Source organism: Delftia sp. K82, assembly GCF_002193035.1.
GTDB lineage: Bacteria > Pseudomonadota > Gammaproteobacteria > Burkholderiales > Burkholderiaceae_C > Comamonas > Comamonas acidovorans.
Map to the genome: position 1 here is coordinate 1,841,185 of NZ_MYFL01000001.1, position 18,481 is coordinate 1,859,665.

23 protein-coding genes and 1 tRNA gene are annotated in these 18,481 nt (G+C 66.4%); 9 read left to right on the top strand and 15 right to left on the bottom strand.

Annotated elements, in window-relative coordinates; translation table 11 throughout:
- Positions 1-8: 8 nt before the first annotated feature.
- Positions 9-1,178 carry a hypothetical protein gene (locus KDK82_RS07960; protein ID WP_088164497.1) on the bottom strand — a complete coding sequence of 390 codons (1,170 nt, stop codon included), beginning with the start codon at positions 1,176-1,178 and terminating at the stop codon, positions 9-11.
- A 100-nt stretch (positions 1,179-1,278) separates the two neighbouring features.
- Here KDK82_RS07960 and KDK82_RS07965 point away from each other — a divergent pair, with 100 nt between their 5' ends.
- The 3 genes from KDK82_RS07965 (at position 1,279) to KDK82_RS07975 (ending at position 3,074) form a co-directional block, all read left to right on the top strand.
- The gene (locus KDK82_RS07965) at positions 1,279-1,605 is read left to right on the top strand and encodes a hypothetical protein (RefSeq protein ID WP_225971107.1); all 327 of its coding nucleotides are present in this window, start codon (positions 1,279-1,281) and stop codon (positions 1,603-1,605) included.
- A 38-nt stretch (positions 1,606-1,643) separates the two neighbouring features.
- The gene (locus tag KDK82_RS07970) at positions 1,644-2,627 is read left to right on the top strand and encodes a hypothetical protein (RefSeq protein WP_088164498.1); all 984 of its coding nucleotides are present in this window, start codon (positions 1,644-1,646) and stop codon (positions 2,625-2,627) included.
- Between the two features lie 117 nt (positions 2,628-2,744).
- Positions 2,745-3,074: a hypothetical protein gene (locus KDK82_RS07975; protein WP_034394585.1), complete on the top strand. Its 330-nt coding sequence runs from the start codon at positions 2,745-2,747 to the stop codon at positions 3,072-3,074.
- 121 nt (positions 3,075-3,195) lie between these two features.
- Here the strand turns inward: KDK82_RS07975 and KDK82_RS07980 are convergent, their stop codons facing one another.
- The 7 genes from KDK82_RS07980 to KDK82_RS08010 all read right to left on the bottom strand — a co-directional run bounded on the left by KDK82_RS07980 (position 3,196) and on the right by KDK82_RS08010 (position 8,151).
- A complete protein-coding gene (locus tag KDK82_RS07980; protein WP_088165465.1) occupies positions 3,196-4,443 on the bottom strand; it encodes a DUF1501 domain-containing protein in 1,248 nt (415 codons plus the stop codon).
- A gap of 5 nt (positions 4,444-4,448) precedes the next feature.
- Positions 4,449-5,819 carry a DUF1800 family protein gene (locus KDK82_RS07985; RefSeq protein WP_088164499.1) on the bottom strand — a complete coding sequence of 457 codons (1,371 nt, stop codon included), beginning with the start codon at positions 5,817-5,819 and terminating at the stop codon, positions 4,449-4,451.
- A 48-nt stretch (positions 5,820-5,867) separates the two neighbouring features.
- Positions 5,868-6,425: a periplasmic heavy metal sensor gene (locus KDK82_RS07990; RefSeq protein WP_256974410.1), complete on the bottom strand. Its 558-nt coding sequence runs from the start codon at positions 6,423-6,425 to the stop codon at positions 5,868-5,870.
- Positions 6,426-6,427: 2 nt separating this feature from the next.
- Complete coding sequence (locus KDK82_RS07995) at positions 6,428-6,955, bottom strand: hypothetical protein (protein ID WP_088164501.1); 528 nt, start codon at positions 6,953-6,955, stop codon at positions 6,428-6,430.
- Entirely contained in the window at positions 6,952-7,560 is a 609-nt protein-coding gene (locus tag KDK82_RS08000) for an RNA polymerase sigma factor (protein ID WP_088164502.1), read from the bottom strand. The genes KDK82_RS07995 and KDK82_RS08000 overlap by 4 nt, the downstream gene beginning before the upstream one ends.
- 43 nt (positions 7,561-7,603) lie before the next feature.
- Entirely contained in the window at positions 7,604-7,867 is a 264-nt protein-coding gene (locus KDK82_RS08005; RefSeq protein WP_013802069.1) for a hypothetical protein, read from the bottom strand.
- 210 nt (positions 7,868-8,077) lie between these two features.
- Positions 8,078-8,151: transfer RNA gene (locus tag KDK82_RS08010), tRNA-Gly, on the bottom strand.
- Between the two features lie 989 nt (positions 8,152-9,140).
- On the opposite strand from KDK82_RS08010, the gene KDK82_RS31830 reads away from it, so the two are divergent.
- A complete protein-coding gene (locus tag KDK82_RS31830) occupies positions 9,141-9,473 on the top strand; it encodes a hypothetical protein (RefSeq protein ID WP_143343408.1) in 333 nt (110 codons plus the stop codon).
- Between the two features lie 135 nt (positions 9,474-9,608).
- On the opposite strand, the gene KDK82_RS32960 is transcribed toward KDK82_RS31830, so the two are convergent.
- Positions 9,609-9,815 carry a DUF333 domain-containing protein gene (locus KDK82_RS32960; protein ID WP_306417362.1) on the bottom strand — a complete coding sequence of 69 codons (207 nt, stop codon included), beginning with the start codon at positions 9,813-9,815 and terminating at the stop codon, positions 9,609-9,611.
- A 169-nt stretch (positions 9,816-9,984) separates the two neighbouring features.
- On the opposite strand from KDK82_RS32960, the gene KDK82_RS08025 reads away from it, so the two are divergent.
- Both KDK82_RS08025 and KDK82_RS08035 read left to right on the top strand, forming a co-directional pair.
- Positions 9,985-10,272 (top strand): H-NS histone family protein, encoded by a 288-nt coding sequence (locus tag KDK82_RS08025; protein ID WP_012205896.1) that lies wholly within the window; start codon positions 9,985-9,987, stop codon positions 10,270-10,272.
- Positions 10,273-11,298: 1,026 nt separating this feature from the next.
- Positions 11,299-12,087 carry a class I SAM-dependent methyltransferase gene (locus KDK82_RS08035; protein WP_088164504.1) on the top strand — a complete coding sequence of 263 codons (789 nt, stop codon included), beginning with the start codon at positions 11,299-11,301 and terminating at the stop codon, positions 12,085-12,087.
- Positions 12,088-12,125: 38 nt separating this feature from the next.
- Here KDK82_RS08035 and KDK82_RS08040 read toward each other — a convergent pair whose 3' ends face one another.
- The 4 genes from KDK82_RS08040 to KDK82_RS08055 all read right to left on the bottom strand — a co-directional run bounded on the left by KDK82_RS08040 (position 12,126) and on the right by KDK82_RS08055 (position 13,539).
- Complete coding sequence (locus tag KDK82_RS08040; RefSeq protein WP_088164505.1) at positions 12,126-12,407, bottom strand: hypothetical protein; 282 nt, start codon at positions 12,405-12,407, stop codon at positions 12,126-12,128.
- 151 nt (positions 12,408-12,558) lie between these two features.
- Positions 12,559-12,801 carry a hypothetical protein gene (locus KDK82_RS08045; RefSeq protein ID WP_088164506.1) on the bottom strand — a complete coding sequence of 81 codons (243 nt, stop codon included), beginning with the start codon at positions 12,799-12,801 and terminating at the stop codon, positions 12,559-12,561.
- Positions 12,798-12,980, bottom strand: coding sequence for a hypothetical protein (locus KDK82_RS08050; protein ID WP_225613976.1), 183 nt, complete (start codon positions 12,978-12,980; stop codon positions 12,798-12,800). The genes KDK82_RS08045 and KDK82_RS08050 overlap by 4 nt, the downstream gene beginning before the upstream one ends.
- Before the next feature lie 163 nt (positions 12,981-13,143).
- Complete coding sequence (locus tag KDK82_RS08055; RefSeq protein WP_034394401.1) at positions 13,144-13,539, bottom strand: hypothetical protein; 396 nt, start codon at positions 13,537-13,539, stop codon at positions 13,144-13,146.
- 66 nt (positions 13,540-13,605) lie between these two features.
- Here KDK82_RS08055 and KDK82_RS32665 point away from each other — a divergent pair, with 66 nt between their 5' ends.
- The 3 genes from KDK82_RS32665 to cyoE all read left to right on the top strand — a co-directional run bounded on the left by KDK82_RS32665 (position 13,606) and on the right by cyoE (position 16,475).
- Entirely contained in the window at positions 13,606-13,884 is a 279-nt protein-coding gene (locus KDK82_RS32665; RefSeq protein ID WP_179217866.1) for a hypothetical protein, read from the top strand.
- Between the two features lie 489 nt (positions 13,885-14,373).
- On the top strand, positions 14,374-15,573 hold the full coding sequence (locus tag KDK82_RS08065; RefSeq protein ID WP_088165466.1) for a heme A synthase: 1,200 nt from the start codon (positions 14,374-14,376) through the stop codon (positions 15,571-15,573).
- Positions 15,570-16,475 carry a heme o synthase gene (gene cyoE, locus KDK82_RS08070; protein ID WP_012205889.1) on the top strand — a complete coding sequence of 302 codons (906 nt, stop codon included), beginning with the start codon at positions 15,570-15,572 and terminating at the stop codon, positions 16,473-16,475. Before KDK82_RS08065 ends, cyoE begins: the two co-directional genes overlap by 4 nt.
- A gap of 81 nt (positions 16,476-16,556) precedes the next feature.
- Here cyoE and KDK82_RS08075 read toward each other — a convergent pair whose 3' ends face one another.
- Together KDK82_RS08075 and KDK82_RS08080 are read right to left on the bottom strand one after the other, a co-directional pair.
- Entirely contained in the window at positions 16,557-17,093 is a 537-nt protein-coding gene (locus KDK82_RS08075; protein ID WP_013802156.1) for a response regulator transcription factor, read from the bottom strand.
- Between the two features lie 29 nt (positions 17,094-17,122).
- The gene (locus tag KDK82_RS08080) at positions 17,123-18,424 is read right to left on the bottom strand and encodes an ATP-binding protein (RefSeq protein ID WP_088164508.1); all 1,302 of its coding nucleotides are present in this window, start codon (positions 18,422-18,424) and stop codon (positions 17,123-17,125) included.
- Between the last annotated feature and the right edge of the window lie 57 nt (positions 18,425-18,481).

Here is an 18,481-nt window from a genome sequence, read left to right on the forward strand (position 1 = left end):
TTGCGGGGTCAGGGCGCTGGTGGAAACAGCAGGGGCCGCGCGGCCAGGGACGGCAGCACGCAAGCCACATCATGGGCGCAGTCCGGAACCACGACGAAGCGGCGTGGCCGCTGCGGCGCCAGCAGCTCGCGCTCGTAGGCCGCGAAGGCGTGGCCTCGCTGCAGCCGGAACGGGCCTTGCAGCATGGCGGCACAGGACTTGTCGAGGATGGGATAGAACGCGCCCTTGTCCGCGCTGCTGTCCAGGGCGCCTTCCAGGTAGTCGATCTGCGCGGCCGCATAGCGGGCCCGCGCGGCAGCCGCATCGCGCCCCAGGTGGCCGGGCAGGTCCTGCAGGCCGTACTTCCAGCGGTCATGGCCCGGGCAGGCGCTGGCGGCGGGCGGCGCATGGAAGACATAGCTGCACGCCCCCGGAAACGCCGCGCCTGTGCCGCAGGCTGCCCAGTCGGTGCTCTGCCCGGCCATCTGCGGCTGTGGCCGCACGGGATCGAAATACAGCCAGGTGCCCGGGTCGGCGATCACGTAGCGCAAGGTGACTGTGCCCGGCGCATCGGCAGCAAAGGCCACGCTGTGCTGCAGCATCTGAGCCCCTGCCGAAAACCCCGCCAGGGTCACGCTGCGCAGGCCGGGCCAGCGCTGCACGAGTTCGGCCACCAGCGCATCCAGCGCGGCGAAAGAACCTATCGGATGCGGCCCCAGCGAGGGCTCGCCGGCCAGCCAGCCCGCGCAGGTCCATACCGCGTCTGCGCTCCCGGCTGCGGGCACGCCACGGCTGTGGCAATGCGCAGCCTGGTCCTCGGGCACCTGGTACAGCGGGGCGATGACCAGGGTGTCCTGCAGCCGCTGCGCGCCTTTGGCGGCCCGCAGGCCGGCCTCGAAGCTGCGGTTGGCATCGCGCGGATGCCCGTGCATGACCACCAGCGCGGACCGGGGCATGGCGCCGTTGCTGGCCCCCGGCGCCTGCGATGCGTAGTAGCGCATGCGCCCCGCATCGCCCGGCAGGTTGAAGGATTGCAGGCAGGCGGTGTCGGCCCGGTGCCTGCAAACGGAAGCATCGGCGAACACAGCCGCGGACGCAGCGGCGGGGACAGGTTCGGGAGCTGGCGCTTGCGCCAGCGCCTCGACCGAGATCGCCAGAAACAGCAAAAGCAGGGAGCGCAGAGGACGGATGGACGGCATGTGCGGGACGTCATTCGCAGGGGTGGGTCGGCCTGCTAGTATGCGGGCGGCCGCAAGCCATGGCCTGGCTTGTTTCTCAAGACCCACTCCCTTGTCGCATATGCCACTTCTGCCGCGTTTCAGCCTTGTCCTCGCCTGTCTCGCACTGCCGGCCTTCGTTCACGCCGCAGACTTCGACAAGAAAAACTGCACCTACAAAGGCATCCGCCTCTACGGCAAGGTCCAGATCGTGCACTCCTTTCCCGACATCAAGGTCCAGGCCACCAGCTCTTTCCCGGACCTCAAGGTCAAGGTGGTGGACTCCTTTGCAGACAGTTGCGGGGAGTGGAAGATCGTCACCTCCTTCCCCGACTTCAAGGTCCAGATGGTCAGTTCCTTCCCGGACCTGAAAGTCGACATGGGCAGCTCGTCGCCCGGCGTGCGATAGCCGCCTGGCGCTGTCCAGCATTGCCCCATCGCAGCACCGTGACCTCCTCCACACCCGACGAATTCGAAGCCCTGCACGACCAGGCCTATGCCGACATGGAATGCGGCGCGCTGGCCGAGGCCGCCCAGGCCTTCGATGCGCTGGCAGCCCACATGCCGGACAACCGCCACTACCACTACATGCTGGGCCTGGCGCGCAAGTACCAGCGCGATTGGCAGCCATCGCTGGACCACAACCTGCGCGCCATTGCACTGGCGGGCGAAGACGACGAAGCCAGCCTCTGGAATGGCGCCATCGCGGCCACGGCGCTGTCCGACTGGACCACGGCGCGCAGGCTGTGGAAGGCCTGCGGCATCCAGGTGCCCGGCGAGCAGGGCCGCATCGAGGGTGACTACGGCGTGGCCGTGGTGCGCCTGCACCCCTGGCAGGGCGGCGAGACCGTGTTCATGCGCCGCATCGACCCCGTGCGCGCCCAGTTGCTCAACGTGCCGCTGCCCGAAAGCGGCCATCGTTTCGGCGACATCGTGCTGCACGACGGCGCCTCCACCGGCCAGCGGTTCAACGGCCAGCGCGAAGTGCCGGTCTTCAACGAGCTGCAGCGGCTGGAGCCCTCGGCATTCCAGACCTTCGTGGTCTTCATCACCTGCGCCAATGCGCAGGACTTGCAGGAATTGCTGGGTACCGAAGCCCCGGGCATCGGCTATGCCGAGGACTGGACGGCCAGCATCCGCCACTACTGCATGCGCTGCAGCTACGGCACGCCCCACCAGCATGCCGAGGCAGCTTCGCCACCCGAGGGTGAACCGTCCTGGCAGACCGATCGCAACCTGGGCATCGCCGCAGTGGACCGCGCCGCCGTCGATGCCTTGCTCAACGCATGGCAAGCCGGTGGCGCCGGGCGCCGTATCGACGCAGTGCAGACTCGCGAACTGCCCGTGCCCGACGAGGAAGAAAGCTGGGCCTGGTGGGTAGGGCCCGAGGGGGATACCGGGGATGCCGGGGATGCGGAGGACGAGGCGTAGCAGCCCCGCACAAGCGCCGCGACGGATTGGCCTTGGCCGTGCGTTGAAGTGATGTGGCAAGCCGACATCGGCTTTCTGCAAGCAACGTCCGTCCACATCCTTTCAAGGAGAAACACCATGTCCCTGCGCAAAGCCTTCATGCTCGTCATTGCCACTGCTTCGTTGGCCGGCCTCGGCAGCGCCGCATCCGCCGCCACCTGGGACCAGGCCCATCCGCGCCGTGCCGAGGTCAACGGCCGCCTGGCCAACCAGGACCGCCGCATCCACAACGAAGTGCGCAAGGGCGAGATCAGCCATGGCCAGGCGGCTGCGCTGCACCAGCAGGACCACAGGATCCGCCAGGAAGAACGCCTCATGGCCAGCCAGAACGGCGGTCATATCACGCGCAGCGAGCAGCATGTGCTGAACCAGCAGGAGAACCAGGTCAGCCGTGAGATCGGCCACTGAGCAGGCACTGAGCGTCCACTGAGCGGCCGCCGGTCAGATCTCGCCAGATCTTGCGCACATGACACAAGGGCCGGCCGCCTTGAGGCGCCGGCCCTTTTTCATGTTGGCGCGCGGCCCGCGTTCAGGCTCTCAGCAATGGCTGCAGCGACCGCGCCGGGGCGCCGCCTGGCAGGGCATGGCCTTGGGGGAACAGGTTGCGCGCCAGCCGCTGCGGGTCGATGCCGAAGCACTCGCCGGCTGCCGAGGCAATCAGCGCATCGACGCTGGTGGTCGGTTTCAGATCCCGGTTCTCCAATAGCTGGCCGGGCTGCAGGCCAGGCCAGTCGGCCAGCACGCGGCCGCCCTGAACCGCGCCGCCCATCAGCATGGCGACGGCGCCTGTTCCGTGATCGGTGCCACCGGTGCCGTTGGCCGCGGCCGTGCGGCCGAACTCGGTGGCCACCAGCACCACGGTCTGCGACCAGGCATCGCCCAGGCCGTCATGCAGCGCCGCAATCAGTGCATCGAGGTTCTTGAGCTGGGTTGCCAGCCGGTTATTTTGTGCACTGTGCGTGTCCCAGCCGCCGGTTTCGATCATGGCGATGCGCGGCCCGTCCTGGCGGGCAAGAAAGCCGGCTGCCAGCTTGCCCAGGCTGGCGCCATCCATGCGCGGCCGGTTGTTGCCACCGTCCATGACCACGCTGCGCGTGTCCATGGCGGAAGTCCAGAGAGCATGCAGCTGCGCATCGCCCTCATAGAGCCTGGCCACGCGCAGCAGCAGGTCGTCACTGGCCTGGGGCAGGGAGGAAGGCGCGTAGGAGGCCACTTCCGCCGGCCCGCGCAGCGCCATGGGCACGGTGGGCGCGAAAGCAATGGCCTCTTCCCGGTGCGGCAACTGGGCGACCAGGCGGTTGAGCCAGCCGTCCTTGACCTGGTAGGGCGCGCTGCCTCCGGTTTCCAGCACGTTCTGGCCGTCGAAATGCGAGCGGTCACTGTAGGGCGATGCGACCGCGTGCACGAACAGCGCCTGGCCCTGGGCGTAGAGCCTGCCGGTCTCGGCCAATGAGGGATGCAGCGCGAACATGCCGTCCAGCCGCGTGGCCGCAGCCGTGTCCACGGCGATGGCGATGGCGCCGCGCAGCCGGGCGTAGCCGGGGTCGGCATAGGGAATCAGGGTCTCCAGCCCGTTGGCCGCGCCGCGCTGGATGATGAACACGAAGCGGCGCTCGGTGGCTGCACGCGCCAGCGCCAGGTGGGGCGCGGCCAGTGCCAGCCCGGTGCCTGCGGCCAGCAGGCCCAGGAAATGTCGGCGATTGCGCCTGGCCACCGTGGTGGCCGCGATGGCCGTGCTGGTCGCGATGTTCGTGGCGGTCGTATGGATCGTGGTCATGGTGTTCACCTGCGCAGGAAGTCGGGCGAGACCAGCAGCAGCGCGAGAGCACCGCTGCCGCTTTCGGATCGGGCAATGGCCTCGGCCGTGCCCGCGCCCAGTGCATCGCTGGGCAGCAATCGGGGTGCCAGCGCGCGCGCATCGACGCTGTTGCCGGCCTGGGCTGCGAGCCGCTGCGCCAGCTCGACACGGCGCACCAGCGCATCGGGTGCAGCCCAACTGGCGGCGATGTCGTCGTAGCCGGCCGGCGAGCCGGGGCGCCACACCGGCTGGCCGAGCTGGTTGAGCAGGCCGGCGGCCTGAGCACCTTTCAACTCGCGCCGGCCCAGTGCGCGCATTGAGGAGACGGCCCATTCCCAGGGTGTCTTGAACTTCGTGGCTGGCGCGGCCCAGGGTTCTGGCGAATCGATCAGCGTGCGGTAGACGGCTGGCAGGTCCCCGCCGCTGCGCTGGTAGGCGGCCGCAAGGCGCTGCACCAGCGCGGGCGGCGGATCGTCGGCGACGAAGTGCCGTGCCAGCTTGGTCGCGACATGGAGCGCAGTAGCGGGGGAGGCCGCCAGGTCGCGCAGGATGGCCAGCGCCTGCTCCTGCCCGCCTGCGGCATAGCTGCGGCCCAGCAGGCGGCGCGGTCCGGGCTCGTGCAATGCCGGTCGGTACTGGAAGCCGGCGCTGGCGGCCGGGCTGCCTGCGTCATTGCCCAGGCTCCAGCCGGTGAGCGCGCGGGCGAACTCGGTCACGTCCTGCTGGGTGTACCCGCTGCGCACGCCCAGGGTGTGCAGCTCCATGATTTCCCGCGCCAGGTTTTCGTTCAGGCCGCGTGTCTTGTCCGGGTTGCGCCGGGCGGCGCGCTGTGCAGCGGGGCTGGCGGGTCCCACCGACTGGGCCTGGTCAAGATAGACCAGCATGGCCGGGTGGCGCACGGCGGCAAGCAACAGGTCCTCGAATCGGCCCAGCACGTGCGGGCGTATGGCCTCGGCCTCGTAGGCGCCGGCCAGGTCGAGCACCACGGGCTTTTCCACCGAGACCGCGAAGTGGTTCGACCAGAAATGCACCAGGCGTTCCACAAACGGCGCGGGTGTGTCGATGGCGCTGGCCAGGCGCGCGTTCACTGCGTCCAGGTAGCCGTTGCGTGCGCCACGGCGCAACTGCTGGCGGGCGGCGGCGCGCTGGTCTTCAGGCAGGCTGCGCAGCTCGCGCTGCCGGGACTGGTAGTCGGACAGCAGCGCGTCCGTGTCCGTGTGACCGGCCCAGGCAGGGGGCTGTGGCTGGTAGCGCGCGAACTGGTCCAGCAGCCAGCGCTGCGGGTCGGCGGGCAGTGCTTCGTCAGGGCGGGCGCCCAGGCCGAAGCGGTTCAGGGCGATGGCGGCAGAATTCATGGCTTCACCTCGAAAAATCGCGGGCGTGGCAGGCGTGTCCTGTGCTCCTCAGCGCCTGGCCGGGGATGCGGGCACATGGAAGGGGCCTTGCTGCGCTGCCAGCCCCTGCACCAGTGTCTGTCGCTCGGCCGGCGTGAGCTGGGCCGCGAAGTCGACCACGTGCGCCTCCACGCGCTCGCGCACCGCCGTGTCGGCGGCCCGGGTGCGTGCCAATGCAGCCTCGACGGCAGCGCGGTCGAACTGCGGCGCAGCCAGCAGGCGAACCACCTCGGCGCGGCCTTCGCGGCTGCCTTGGGTCAGCGCAGCAGCCTCGCGTCGCACTTCACGCAGTCCTGTACGGAAAGCCTGGCGCCGCTCGGGCGGCAGGCCGTCTGCGGCAAAGCGCAGTCCGCGCGCAGTGGCCGGGGAGCTGCCTGCCGGTGCTCCGGTGGGTGTTCCTGTCTGCGTGGACGTGGCTACCGACCTGGCCTCGGCCTGGTGTGCCCACCAGCGCCAGGTGCCACCGGCAATGCCGCCCACCAGAAACAGATTCAGCAGGGCAGAGGCCCACAGCCAGCGGCGCAGGTGCGTCCTGCGGGGGGCATCGCCGATGGGGGATTCGTTCATCGTCATTCCTCGCTTCCTTCCACCAAGGCGCCGCCCGTGTCGAAGGCGGTGCCGGGCCACCAGCCGCCTTCGGACTGTGCCGGCCGGGCCGTGGGCAAGGCCGTGCCTATCAGCAAGGCCACGGCCAGGGCGCCTGCGGCCACACCGGCCAGGCCCGCACCGGCGATGCTGGCGCCGGACCACCAGCCATGCCAGGGCTTGCGGCCGCTGGCGCGCACCGGCCGTGCGGGCGCGGTACGACGGGGCTGCGGCCATGCATGCGGCGATGGTTGGCCTGGCGCAGTCGCCATGCCTGGGCGCGCTTGCAAGCCGGCCAGCACCGCGCTTGCCAGCGCTGCGCTGGGGGGCGCGACGGCATGGCTGTCGAGCAGCGTGTCGAGTTCATTCGCACGGGCGAGCAAGGCCCGGGCCGCAGGCGCAAAGGCCGGCTGTTCCATCAGCGCGCGCGCCGCAGCCTGCTCCTGTGCCGGCCAGCGCCGCAGGTCGGCGCCCCAGGCGTCGGCCAGTTGTTCAAAGCGATCTGGCGTCATGGCGGTGATCCTCCAGGGTCTGCAGGTGCAGCGATTGCGCTCGTGCTTGCGTCCTGCAGGCGGGCGCGCAAGCTGCGCCGCGCACGGGCCAGCAGGCTTTCCAGGGCATCCACGGAGACGCCCATGAGTGCTGCCGCCTCGGCCTGGGGCAGCGCCTGGTAGTAGTGCAGCACCAGCGCCTCGCGCTGGCGCGGCGGCAGTGCATCCAGGGCAGCGGCGATCCGGGCGCTGTGCTGCGCGTGGTCCAGCTGCTGCTCCGGTGTTGGGCCGGGGTCGGCGAAGGCGGCGGCTTCGGCGTGCTCGTCCAGCGCTTCTTCGCGCCGCACCGCGCGCCGGCGGAGTCGGTCGCGGCACAGGTTGAGCACCACCTCATGCAGCCAGGTGTCAAAGCGGGCCTGCCCCGGCCGCCAGTGGCCAACCTGCTGCCAGGCGCGCACCAGGCCTTCCTGCGCCACCTCTTCAGCCTCTGCCCGGTTGCCCAGCAGGCGCTGGGCCAGACCCAGCATGCGTGGCAGCTTGCGCTCCACCAGTTCGCGGGCGGCCTGCGGCTCACCGCGGGCCAGTCTCGCCAGCAGGTCGGCATCCGGGTCATCGATTTCAGCCAAAGGGCATCGGTGTAGTGGCGGGGGTCAGCCAGTGTCGCGCGGCTCAACGCCAGCCGCGATGCCAGCCGTAGACCGGATGGTGCCAGCCCCAGCCGTAGCGCGGGTGGTATTGCCATACGAAGCCGACGCTGGGCATCGGATAGGCAGGCGCCACATAGGCGACGCCCGGCGGCACCACATAGGGCCCGGGCGCCACGGGCGCAACAGGCGCTACCACGCAGCCGGCCAGCGCGGCCAGGCTGCCGGCGGCAAGCGCCAGCGCAAGCGGACGGACGGCGCGGCGAACAGTCAAACGGAATGAGGACATGAAAGACTCCTGCATCGGCCACATCAGGCGGCCTTATTGCGTTCAACGCGCGGGCAGCACAGATCCGTCGCGGAGGAGCGAAAAAATGTCACGGAGAAAAGCGGGGGAGAGGTCGGAGGCGGGAGAGATCGGGCCCGCGCGGAAGGCGGTCCGTGGGGATATCAGTGGCGGATGTGTATCCGGGACTGATGGACTTTGCTCCAGGAAATCTGGAGCGGGCGAAGGGAATCGAACCCTCATCATGAGCTTGGGAAGCTCAGGTCCTGCCATTGAACGACGCCCGCTTCTACTGGTGGATCAGCATCTTACGCGATGCAGGCATTTGACCCAATGCGGAGCGGTCCGCATCTTCAACATCCTGTCCTTCATGCCGCACCGGCATAAGCCTCCGCTTGGTCGCCTGAACCTTGGCACCGCTGGCACTTCGCTGTGCGTACCCGATGTATGCCCGCCTTGCATCTCTACAAAGCGGGCCAAAGCCGCAAGAAGCGGCCCCCGCAAAAAAAGAAGCCCGCCAGCGGTGCTGCGAGCTTGTGAATGCCTGCGAAGTGCAGGCACGAGGAAGAAAAAGTCCGGTGCCCTTTTCAGGGCATGCCTATGAATTCCAGGAGGAGAACCATGAGTCAACCATAGGCCCGGCTGTTAACCGCATTTCAGCTCGTGACCGGGAACATCGGCCCTGCCAGCGTGGAGATGTACAGCGAGATGAGGGTCACCACGGACCAGAAAAATGTGAGGAAAATATGTCGCATCACAATCCCCCTCAAGTCATTGAACAAGTGCGCGAACCGCCCGGAGGCAAGCCTTCGCAAAACGTCGGAAGGGGCTGCGAGGTCTGGTGCTGCGCAACTGAATGAGCTGGTAGCTGCCCCTTACCGGAAAGGCATCCAGGAGACTCCGGTGGTAGCGGGCATCAGGGTCCGGATTGAAAGACTCACTCGGTACGACTTGACTCATGCTTATCTCCATCAGCAGGGCATTGCGGGTCTCGGGACAGACGCTATTTCAACTGCTTGTGAGGCTTCCCTGTGCGAGCCAAGTAAGGGTGCTCATGTAGGTCGAGCATGCCCCGTATGTATGAGTTCTTTCGACAAGGTGTCCGCTTGGAGCTGCGGCCGTTGAAGGGCAAGCGTGTCGCGGTGCCTCTATCAGCGTGCCACGTCCGGCCAGCGTTCGTCCGTCATCAGGATGGATGAATTGCTGGGGTGCGGGCGCTGCGATCCGGCAACGAAAAGGGCCCGCAAGCGGCGAAGCTGCGGGCCCTGGAAGAAAAATGCCGATGCCGTGGTGGCGTGCCTGGGGAAGGGATTTGAGAGGGAGGGAGGAGAAAGCTCCCAGGCTCGGCGGAATCCGTTGCTGGCCAGTATGCAGACCTTTTCTGAAGGAAAGCTTTACGTCGTGTAAAGAAGTTGCAGGTCTGCTGTGTGAAGTCACCCCGGATGGTCAAGTGCTGCGCGCTGATTTACCGCCGGAGGTCGCGCGGGATTTGAACGGAACACGCCAGTACGTTGTGAACCTGATGGTCACCGAGGTGGAACTGCAGCAGGTGACAGATGCATTGGCCAAGATCTTCGAGGGCAAGGCCGGGCTGTTCATTGCCTCGTGATCGGAGCCCGCGCAAGAAAAAGGCTCGCTGGGGGTATCGCTGCCTGCGCGGCCGTGAGCTGAGCATATGGCGGTGCATTTGCGCAGTGACAGAGCGTTAACGGCTTGCTTGTGGTTCGTGCAGAGCGCTATCTCACTACTTGGCCGGATGGTCCTTGCGGTACAGCGTCCACTCTTCCATTTCCGTGCCGTTCGGCAGCACGCAGATGCCTTCCTGGCCCTGGGGCGTCTTCTCCATCCGAACTTGTCCGCCGATTTCACCGCAATAGACCGATGCGGGATTGGCCATGCCCACGGAGGGTGCCAGCTTCTGCTGGGCGCATGCGCTGAGCGCCAGGGCCACCAGTGCGATGCCTGAAGTTCCAGTGCTTTGTTCATTGCGCCACTCTATACCTCTGGAGGTTGGGAGTGTTGTTGCGTCCGCAACCTTCGGTTTGCGATGCAAAGGTATGTCAGCGCGGCATTTTGTGCATAGAATGCTGACTCGCTAGCATATAACCCAAGAAAAGTCCATGACACCTGATTACAAGACGCTCCTGCAGCAAAAGGCAGAGATCGAAGCACGCATTGCCGAAGTCCTGAAAGCCGAAAAAGGCGGGGCCATCGCCAAGGTTCGCGAGCTCGTCCAGCAATTCCAATTGACCCAGGAAGATGTGTTCAGCACGGGCAAGCGCAAGTCGCCCGTCGGTGCAGGCGTGCCCAAGTACCGTGATCCGTCCACTGGCGCAACGTGGACCGGCCGGGGCAAGCCTCCTGCGTGGATCAAGGATGCAGTGGACCGCACTGCCTTCGAAATCTGACCAACAGCCCGCACTCGCGGGCTTTGTCTTTTCTGGCCACTCGCGCTCAGTGGGCCCACGGCAGTTCACAAGCGTCACCTTGCGCCAAGGCCGACGCCCTTGTCATGCTCTGCGCTGATTGCCTTAGCTGTGCTTGTCCGACAGGGCCGGTCCCGGGCGGCGACCATGCTTGAGGCCATGAACAAACCTACTCCCAACACCCCGGGCCAAGTGCCCACCTCGTCGTCCCGCAACCGGTTCGCTACCAAGCGAACCATGTACATCGTTGCCGCTATCGTGGTTGTGGCACTGGTGATCATGTTTGTGCCCTGGTAGGCGCGTATCGAAGTCCCGCTCCCGCGCCCCGTTCATGTCCGCAAGGGCATGAGAAAGCCCGCCATCTGGCGGGCTTTCGTTTTTGGGGAATCGCTTGCCTCAGTGCGCGTGGTGCGCCGTGGGTGCTTGCGCCGGGGGGAGTTGGGCCAACTTCTGCGAGCAGTCGCTACACACATGCCACGCGTGGAATTGGCGGGCTCCTGTGGCGGGTTTTTCCTGTTCGCACTGGATGCAGAAGACGGCGGGGGCCAGGTCCATGAGCCGGATCGGCTCTCGGCCTTTCTTGGGACTACGCATAGCTCTCCTTCAAAGTGTTGCTCCTCGGTATCCATTGGGCGCCGGGTTGGGAAAGGCCGGTCGTCAGCGGGCGCGCCATGGCGCAGCAGAAGCCAGCGCCATCGAGGGTGCGTGTTCAACTTACAGCCAAGCCGTCTCACGGTTGTGACTTCCGCATGACCGTGTGGGGAACGCGCCGCAGTGGTTTGACAGTGCAATTTGCGCAGTCTTAGAATTTGCCTCTTCCATCCCTGCGACCGCTGCGAGCCTGACATGAACCTGTGACGCCTTCGGACCCTTGTCCGACCGATCCCCCGAAGCCCATTGCCGGCCCACGGCGGACGCCCGCGTCACCACCTGCATGCCCGTTGACTGCTCCGCGTTTTCTGAACGCAACCTCGCGTCGCCGTGCGGCCTCTTTTTGAAAGAGTGCCCATGACAGAACCCATCGACATCCTTGCCCACAACACCGCCGCCTGGAACCTGCAGGCAGCGAAAGACTGCGACTGGTCGCGCCCGGTCGACAGCGCTGAAATAGCCCGGGCCCGTGCCGGAAGCTGGCAGGCGCGGCTCACGCCCGGCCCCTTGCCAGCGGGCTGGCTGGATGATGTGCGCGGCCTGCGCATCCTCTGCCTTGCCAGTGGAGGCGGCCAGCAGGGACCCATTCTTGCGGCGGCGGGTGCGCAGGTCACCGTGTTCGACGCCTCTGCCGGGCAGCTTGCACAGGACCGCCATGTGGCGCAGCGCGAAGGCCTTGCGCTGACCTGCGTGCAGGGCGACATGCGTGATCTGGGCGTTTTTGCAGATGCCGGCTTCGATGTGGTCTTTCACCCCATCTCCAACCTCTACGTGCCTGATGTGCGGCCCGTATGGCGTGAATGCGCGCGGGTGCTCGCGAAGGGTGGGCGCCTTCTGTCCAGCTTCTGGAATCCGGTGGTCTTCGTGGAGGACCGCGATCCCGCGTTGCGCGAGCAAGGCCTCATGCGGCCTGCGCGGCGCCTTCCGTATTCCGATGTGGTGGATTTGCCGCCCGCAGCGATCGATGCCAAGCGGGAGCGCAATGAGGCGCTGGTGTTCGGGCATACGCTGGCCGATCAGATCGGCGGCCAGCTGGATGCGGGGTTGGTGCTGACGGGCTTTCATGAAGACTGGCAGCCCCATGCCCGTTTTGTGATCGAGAAGTTCGTGCCGACCTTCATTGCGACACGTTCGGTGAAACTCTGAAGGTACTGGGGCCTGGCCTTGCCGCCCTCAGGTCGCCCTCAGGTACGCAAGGCCGGCGTCCAGGTCTGTTGCTGGGCGGGTTCGGTCACGGGCTGCGCCGGCTTCGGTCGGGGAGCCGGGCCCTTGGCCTGGGACGATGGCTGGGCCTGCCGTGCTTGCTCGGTGCCGGATTTGGCCAGCAGCATCATCACGGCCATGCAGATCAGCGTCAGCATGAGCACCACGCAGATGGGGCCCAGATCCACGGAGGCGATGTCCAGCCCCTTCAGCGACTGCCAGCGTTCTGAGCGTACTTCCAGTGGTTCTTCGGGATCGGCCATGGCACCTCCACTGCGTTGAGTGTGGGCACATGCTAGGCGTAAGTGAGCATGCAAACAATATGGGGACTTCGCCAGGATGTGAGGGTATACAGCAGCACCGGCTCGGTTGGCTTCACGCTTGAAGGCTTTTTCCGCTGTCGCCGTGTGACAGCTACTTGACCCACATCAGTTGCACCGCCACGGCCAGGGCGATGGCCAGCAGTACCAGCAGCACGGCCATTGCCACGACGGTGACCGCCCTGCGGCGCTTTGCCTTGCGGGGGTTGCGCAAACCGGGCGGGGTGGGAGGGGGCTGCGTGGCATCCAGCGCCGCAATTCTTGCCAGCCAGTCTTCGGCTGTGGGCAAGGTGGAGGTGGGCGATGCGGGTGGTGAGACGGGCTTGCCACGGTTCATGGCCCCAGCTCCTGACGCATCTCTTCAAGCACCTGCACGGCGCCCTGGATCATGGCCAGCCTGTGCTGCAGCGCAGCCTTTTGGGCCTGCAGCCGGTCCAGCTGCTCGGCAACCAGCGCCTCGTCGGCCCGCAGCTTCTTCAGCCGCTCCTGTATGGCCTCCATTTCCGGGGCGCTCATCTGCCAATCCTCCAGCATCGAAGGGCGCGGAGCGTGGCCCGGACCCTTCTCACAATTCACACGAATGCCGGCAATTATCTGTGCGCCTTAGTGATTGGCTATGAATGAATTGACATAGATTGTCATCGACCCGACGCCCAGCGTCCGGAGGCTGCCGGTGCGCTCAGAGCAGCCAGGTGCGGTTGGGTCGGTTGCCGTCGATTCCGACGATGCCCGCGTCCTGCAGGATCGGCAGGATGTAGGTGATCACCACGGCCGCGTTGTCGTTGGCCTGCTTGGCGGCAAAGCCCAGAAAGCCCGGCACGTCATAGCTGGATGCCACAACGCAGGGGCGCTCCAGGCCGTGATGGTCCTGGGCAAGATGGCGCAGCACGGCGCAGAAGGCTTCTCGCCGTATGCGCACCGTGTTGCCCTTGTTCGTTCGGACCTCCAGGCCGGTGGCATTGCGGCGGGTGACGGTGAAGGACGCGGTGCGCCCCTTGTCCGGCGTCCTCAGGGGTTTGTCCTGGGCGATGCCTTCCCAGAAATCATTGAAGTCATTGTTCGAGAGCTCGCGCACAGAAGGGGGTCCATTGCCTGGAAGTTTTCATGGGCGTGGAGTCTCCCCGGCTTTGTGCGGTCGAAGATGAGCGAATCTGAGCAGTGCGGATCAATGTGCGAGAAATTTGAGGAAGATCCGGCCTTGCCGCGTTCTGACCTCGGTCCCTTCGATAAAGCCCATCAGTCTGGCCGAACCGTCCATGGAGTACAGCGCCGGTCCATCGATGCGGTAGATGAGCCTGGCCCCGCACCGGACGAATTCATCGCCTTCGACACGCCCGATTTCGTTTCCGTGCCCATCAAGCACAGTCCACGAGCCTCCTGCAATCATGGCCTCACCCGGCAATTGCCGGTTCCCAAGTGAAACCACCAATCTAAGGAACGCGAGGTGTCTGAATCTGAGCGAATCTGAGCAGTCGTGTAAAGCTGGGCCGCCGACGCCTTGGGCAGGGTCCTGTGGAAATTCGTGTGCGCCAGGCCCAAGCCGCATCGCACCGGCCAAAAGAAGCTGGCTGCGATCTAGGGGCACTGCATGCGTGGGCGCTTGAGCGGTTCGCAGCCAAGTAGAATTGTTTCATATCAAAGACATGCTGCTCTGAAAGTTGCAGCGACCGGGCCCGCTTGGCGGGCCTTGTGCATGGGGCGCCGTCCCACTGCCTGTATCTGGGTGCATGTCCTGATTCTCTGTAGGCCCGGCCTGCGATCCAATCTCGCGCATGGGGCTGAGCCTTCTCGTCAAATTGCTCTCATTTATGAAGATCTGCTGTCGCCAACCGGATGCGCCTGCGGCATTGCCTTTCGGCTTGCCCGGGGGCCATGCCGTGTGGTGCACGCCGCGCTGCGGAGGGCGGGCGTGAGCGAACAGGCGCTGTACGATCTGGCCCCCGTTCTGGAGCTGATGCTGCTGGGCCTGTTGCTGGCGCTGGGCCCACTGGCCTGGGTGTGGCTGCGCAATCGCAGCGGCGGCTCGCTCAAGCGGCTGCAGGCGCTGTCGGTGCTCACGCTGTTCCTGACCTTCGATCTGGTGCTGTTCGGCGCCTTCACCCGACTGACCGATTCCGGCCTGGGCTGCCCCGATTGGCCGGGCTGCTATGGCAGTGCCAGCCCCATGGGCGCCCGCGCGCAGATTGCCGAGGCCCAGGCCGCCATGCCCACCGGGCCGGTGACGCATGGCAAGGCATGGATAGAGATGGTCCACCGCTATCTGGCCACCACCGTGGGCGTGCTCATCATCGCCATGACCATCATGGCCTGGCGGCGCGCGCGGCGCCTGGGCAGGGCGGGTGGCGCAGGGGCCGAGCGTACAGGGGCCGAGGGCACAGGCGGTGCCCTGAGTCCGTGGTGGCCCACGCTGGCGCTGTTCTGGGTCTGCCTGCAGGGTGCCTTTGGCGCCTGGACCGTGACCATGAAGCTTTTCCCGGCCATCGTGACCCTGCACCTGCTGGGCGGCACGGGGCTGCTGGCCTTGCTGTGCGTGCCCGCCGTGGGGTTGAGCCGTGCTGCGCGTCAGCAAAGGGCGACCGTGATTTCACCCGCGCTGCGCGCGGGGCTGTGGCTGGGCCTTGCGCTGCTGGTGCTGCAGGTGGCGCTGGGCGGTTGGGTCAGTACCAACTATGCGGTGCTGGCCTGCAGCAGTTTCCCGACCTGCCAGGGCAGTTGGTGGCCGACCATGGATTTTTCGCAGGCGCTGCAGATCTGGCGTCCGTTGGGCCTGCTGCAGGACGGCAGCAACATCAGCTTTGCGGGCCTCACGGCCATCCACTATCTGCACCGCCTGGCGGCCTATGTGGTGGTGGCTGCGCTGGCCGGGCTGTGGTGGCGTTTGGGTGAAGTGCCCGCACTGGCGTCGCAGCGCCGCGTGCTGGGTGCGTTTTTGGTGCTGCAGGTGCTGACAGGCCTGTCGAACGTGGTGCTCGATTGGCCGCTGGTGGCCGCGGTGCTGCATACGGGCGGCGCAGCTGCGCTGGTGACCGTGATTGTTTGGTGCCTGGCGGCCAGCCGGCCGGGCGCACTGCGGGACGGTCTGCCGGTTGCCCGTGGAGAGATTGCATGAGTAAACAAGCTTCCCTGAGTGTCGAGCCCTCGCGCTGGACACAGTTCTATGCCCTGACCAAGCCGCGTGTGGTGCAACTGATCGTGTTCTGCGCACTGATCGGCATGGTGCTGGCCGTGCCGGGCTGGCCCAACGCCGACCAGTGGTTGCACATGGCGCTGGCCTGTCTGGGCATCTGGCTGGTGGCGGGCGCGGCTGCCGCCTTCAACTGCCTGGTGGAGCGCCATATCGATGCGCGCATGAAGCGCACCTCCTGGCGGCCCACGGCGCGCGGCGAGCTGAGCAGCCAGCAGGCGCTGGCCTTCTCGGCCATCCTGTGCACGTTGGGCGCGCTGGTGCTGCTGCTGTGCACCAACCCGTTGACCATGTGGCTGACGCTGGCCACCTTCGTGGGCTATGCCGTGATCTACACGGTGATCCTCAAGCCTGCCACGCCGCAGAACATCGTGATCGGCGGCGCCTCCGGTGCCATGCCGCCCGTGCTGGGCTGGGCCGCGATGACGGGCCAGGTCGGTCCCGAGGCGCTGATTCTGTTCCTCATCATCTTCCTGTGGACGCCGCCCCATTTCTGGGCGCTGGCGCTGTACCGCGTGGAAGACTACCGCCAGTCCGGCCTGCCCATGCTGCCCGTGACGCATGGCAGCGAGTACACGCGGCTGCAGATCCTGCTGTACACGGTGATTCTGTTTGCGGCCTGCATGCTGCCCTTCATGTACGGCATGAGCTCCTGGCTGTACCTGGTGGTGGCCGTGGTGCTGAGCGTGGGCTTCTGTGCCTATGCCTTTGCACTGTGGCGCAATTACTCGGACCAGCTGTCGCGCAAGACCTTCCGCTTCTCGCTGATCCACCTGAGCGTGCTGTTCCTGGCGCTGCTGATCGATCACTACCTCTGGCTGGGCTGATGGGGCTGATGGCCTGAGGGCCATGGCCGCGCAATGAAAAACCGGGCCCTTGAGGCCCGGTTTGTCTTGGTGCCTGCCGCCTTACTTGATCTGCCGCTTCTCCAGCTTGCGCGCCAGCGTGCGCCGGTGCATGCCCAGGCGGCGGGCGGCTTCGGAGATGTTGAAATCGCTCTCGGCCAGGGTTTCGTGGATGTGTTCCCACTCCAGCGTCTTGATGGAGGTGGGGTTGCGCGACAGTTCCACGTCGGTGCGGCCTTCGAGGCGGCCGAAGGCGGCCTCGATATCGTCGGTGTTGGAGGGCTTGGCCAGATAGTGGCATGCGCCTAGCTTGACCGCCTCCACGGCCGTGGCAATGCTGGCATAGCCTGTGAGCACGACGATCAGCGCCTCGGGGCTGTGCTGGTGCAGCATCTGCACGCAGCTCAGGCCCGACGCGTTGCCCGCCAGCTTGAGGTCCATGACGGCGTATTGCGGCGAGTGCGTCTGCAGCAGCTCGCGCACTTCCTCGGCGCTGGCGGCCTGCAGCACGCGGTAGCCGCGCCGCTCGAACGAGCGCGTCAGCGTGCGCGCAAAGGTCGCATCGTCTTCAACCAGCAGCAGGAGGCGGGAGCTGTCCATGGGCGATTCGGGTTCCTGTGGGCGCCGCTTCAGGCGCCGGGTTCAATGGCAATCGATGACAAGGGCAGGCGGATCTCCACCTCACTGCCCCGCGGCGGGGTGTTCTTCACCTGAACGCGTCCGCCCAGCGAGCGCGCCACGTTGAGCACCAGAAACAGGCCCAGCCCCCGGCCCGGGCGCTCCGTCTTGGTGGAGATATGGCGCTGGCCCAGCTGTTCCAGCACGGCGGGAGCAAAGCCCGGTCCCTTGTCGCGCACGGTGATGCACAGCATGCCGGTGCGCACGGCCAGGTGCAGCGCCACATGGCGGGGGGAAGCTTCGGCCGCATTGTCGAGCACATTGCAAACCATTTGCTGCAACGCGGTATCGGAAAGAATGGGGAAGTCCTCGTCGGCCTGGACATAGTCGAAATGCTCCACGGCGTGGCGTGACTGCCAGTGCGCGACCACGCCGTCCATGAAGGCGCGCAGCGTGGTGGCCTGTGGCGCATCGGCGCGGGTCTCGCCGGCCGACATGAGCACGCTGGAGACGATGGACTTGCAGCGCAGCAGCTGCTGCTGCATTTCCTGCAGGTCGGCCAGCAGGTCGGGGTCTTGCGTGATGGCGGGCATGCGCTGCCAGTCGCCCAGGATGACGGACATGGTGGACAGCGGCGTGCCCAGCTCGTGCGCCGCGCCCGTGGCCAGCAGGCCCATGCGCACGATGTGCTCCTCTTCGCTGGCACGCTGGCGCATGTTGGCCAGCCGTGCGTCACGCCGGCGCAGGTTGGAGACGATGCGGCGCAGGAAGACGACCAGCAGCACCGTGGTCAGCCCGAAGCTGATCAGAATGCCGCTCACGTACAGGCCGGGCAGCCCGTCCGGTCCCGCCGCGCCAATGGGCAGGGGCCAGTGCACGATGGCCAGCACCAGGGTGCACAGCGAGGTGCTGGCAACGATGATCCAGGCGTGCACGGGCCTGAGCAGCACGGCGCCCAGAATGCCCTGCAGCAGGAACAGATAGATGAAGGGATTGCTGGCGCCGCCGCTCAAGTACAGCTGTATGGCCAGGGCGAGCACGTCGGCCAGCAGGGCCAGGAACAGGTTGCGCGCCGAGATCTGGCGGCGGTGGCTGCGGTACCAGTAGATGTAGCCAAGATTGGTGAAGACGCTGGCCATCAGCACCAGGGCCATGGCCGGCAGCGGCAGGGTGATGCCGAAGCCGTAGTGCACCAGGGAGATGGTGATCACCTGCCCGACCACGGCAAACCAGCGCAGCTGTATCAGCAGCTGCATGTTCTGGCGTTCGGTGGTGCGCTCGACGCGGAACAGGGACTCTGAAGGCGAATTCACGCGGGCGATTGTGCGCTACCGCAGGCAGCCGTGGCGCGGCAGGGTCTTGTAGAGGAC

Bases quoted from the DNA above. Each gene is read 5' to 3' on its own strand.
- KDK82_RS07965 (WP_225971107.1), top strand. From the start codon at position 1,279: ATGCCACTTCTGCCGCGTTTCAGCCTTGTCCTCGCCTGTCTCGCACTG.
- KDK82_RS07960 (WP_088164497.1), bottom strand. From the start codon at position 1,178: ATGCCGTCCATCCGTCCTCTGCGCTCCCTGCTTTTGCTGTTTCTGGCG.
- KDK82_RS08035 (WP_088164504.1), top strand. From the start codon at position 11,299: ATGACAGAACCCATCGACATCCTTGCCCACAACACCGCCGCCTGGAAC.
- KDK82_RS31830 (WP_143343408.1), top strand. From the start codon at position 9,141: ATGCCGATGCCGTGGTGGCGTGCCTGGGGAAGGGATTTGAGAGGGAGG.
- KDK82_RS08045 (WP_088164506.1), bottom strand. From the start codon at position 12,801: ATGAACCGTGGCAAGCCCGTCTCACCACCCGCATCGCCCACCTCCACC.
- KDK82_RS08025 (WP_012205896.1), top strand. From the start codon at position 9,985: ATGACACCTGATTACAAGACGCTCCTGCAGCAAAAGGCAGAGATCGAA.
- cyoE (WP_012205889.1), top strand. From the start codon at position 15,570: ATGAGTAAACAAGCTTCCCTGAGTGTCGAGCCCTCGCGCTGGACACAG.
- KDK82_RS08050 (WP_225613976.1), bottom strand. From the start codon at position 12,980: ATGAGCGCCCCGGAAATGGAGGCCATACAGGAGCGGCTGAAGAAGCTG.
- KDK82_RS08040 (WP_088164505.1), bottom strand. From the start codon at position 12,407: ATGGCCGATCCCGAAGAACCACTGGAAGTACGCTCAGAACGCTGGCAG.
- KDK82_RS07995 (WP_088164501.1), bottom strand. From the start codon at position 6,955: ATGACGCCAGATCGCTTTGAACAACTGGCCGACGCCTGGGGCGCCGAC.
- KDK82_RS08075 (WP_013802156.1), bottom strand. From the start codon at position 17,093: ATGGACAGCTCCCGCCTCCTGCTGCTGGTTGAAGACGATGCGACCTTT.
- KDK82_RS32665 (WP_179217866.1), top strand. From the start codon at position 13,606: ATGAGCGAATCTGAGCAGTGCGGATCAATGTGCGAGAAATTTGAGGAA.
- KDK82_RS08005 (WP_013802069.1), bottom strand. From the start codon at position 7,867: ATGTCCTCATTCCGTTTGACTGTTCGCCGCGCCGTCCGTCCGCTTGCG.
- KDK82_RS07985 (WP_088164499.1), bottom strand. From the start codon at position 5,819: ATGAATTCTGCCGCCATCGCCCTGAACCGCTTCGGCCTGGGCGCCCGC.
- KDK82_RS07990 (WP_256974410.1), bottom strand. From the start codon at position 6,425: ATGAACGAATCCCCCATCGGCGATGCCCCCCGCAGGACGCACCTGCGC.
- KDK82_RS07980 (WP_088165465.1), bottom strand. From the start codon at position 4,443: ATGACCACGATCCATACGACCGCCACGAACATCGCGACCAGCACGGCC.
- KDK82_RS07975 (WP_034394585.1), top strand. From the start codon at position 2,745: ATGTCCCTGCGCAAAGCCTTCATGCTCGTCATTGCCACTGCTTCGTTG.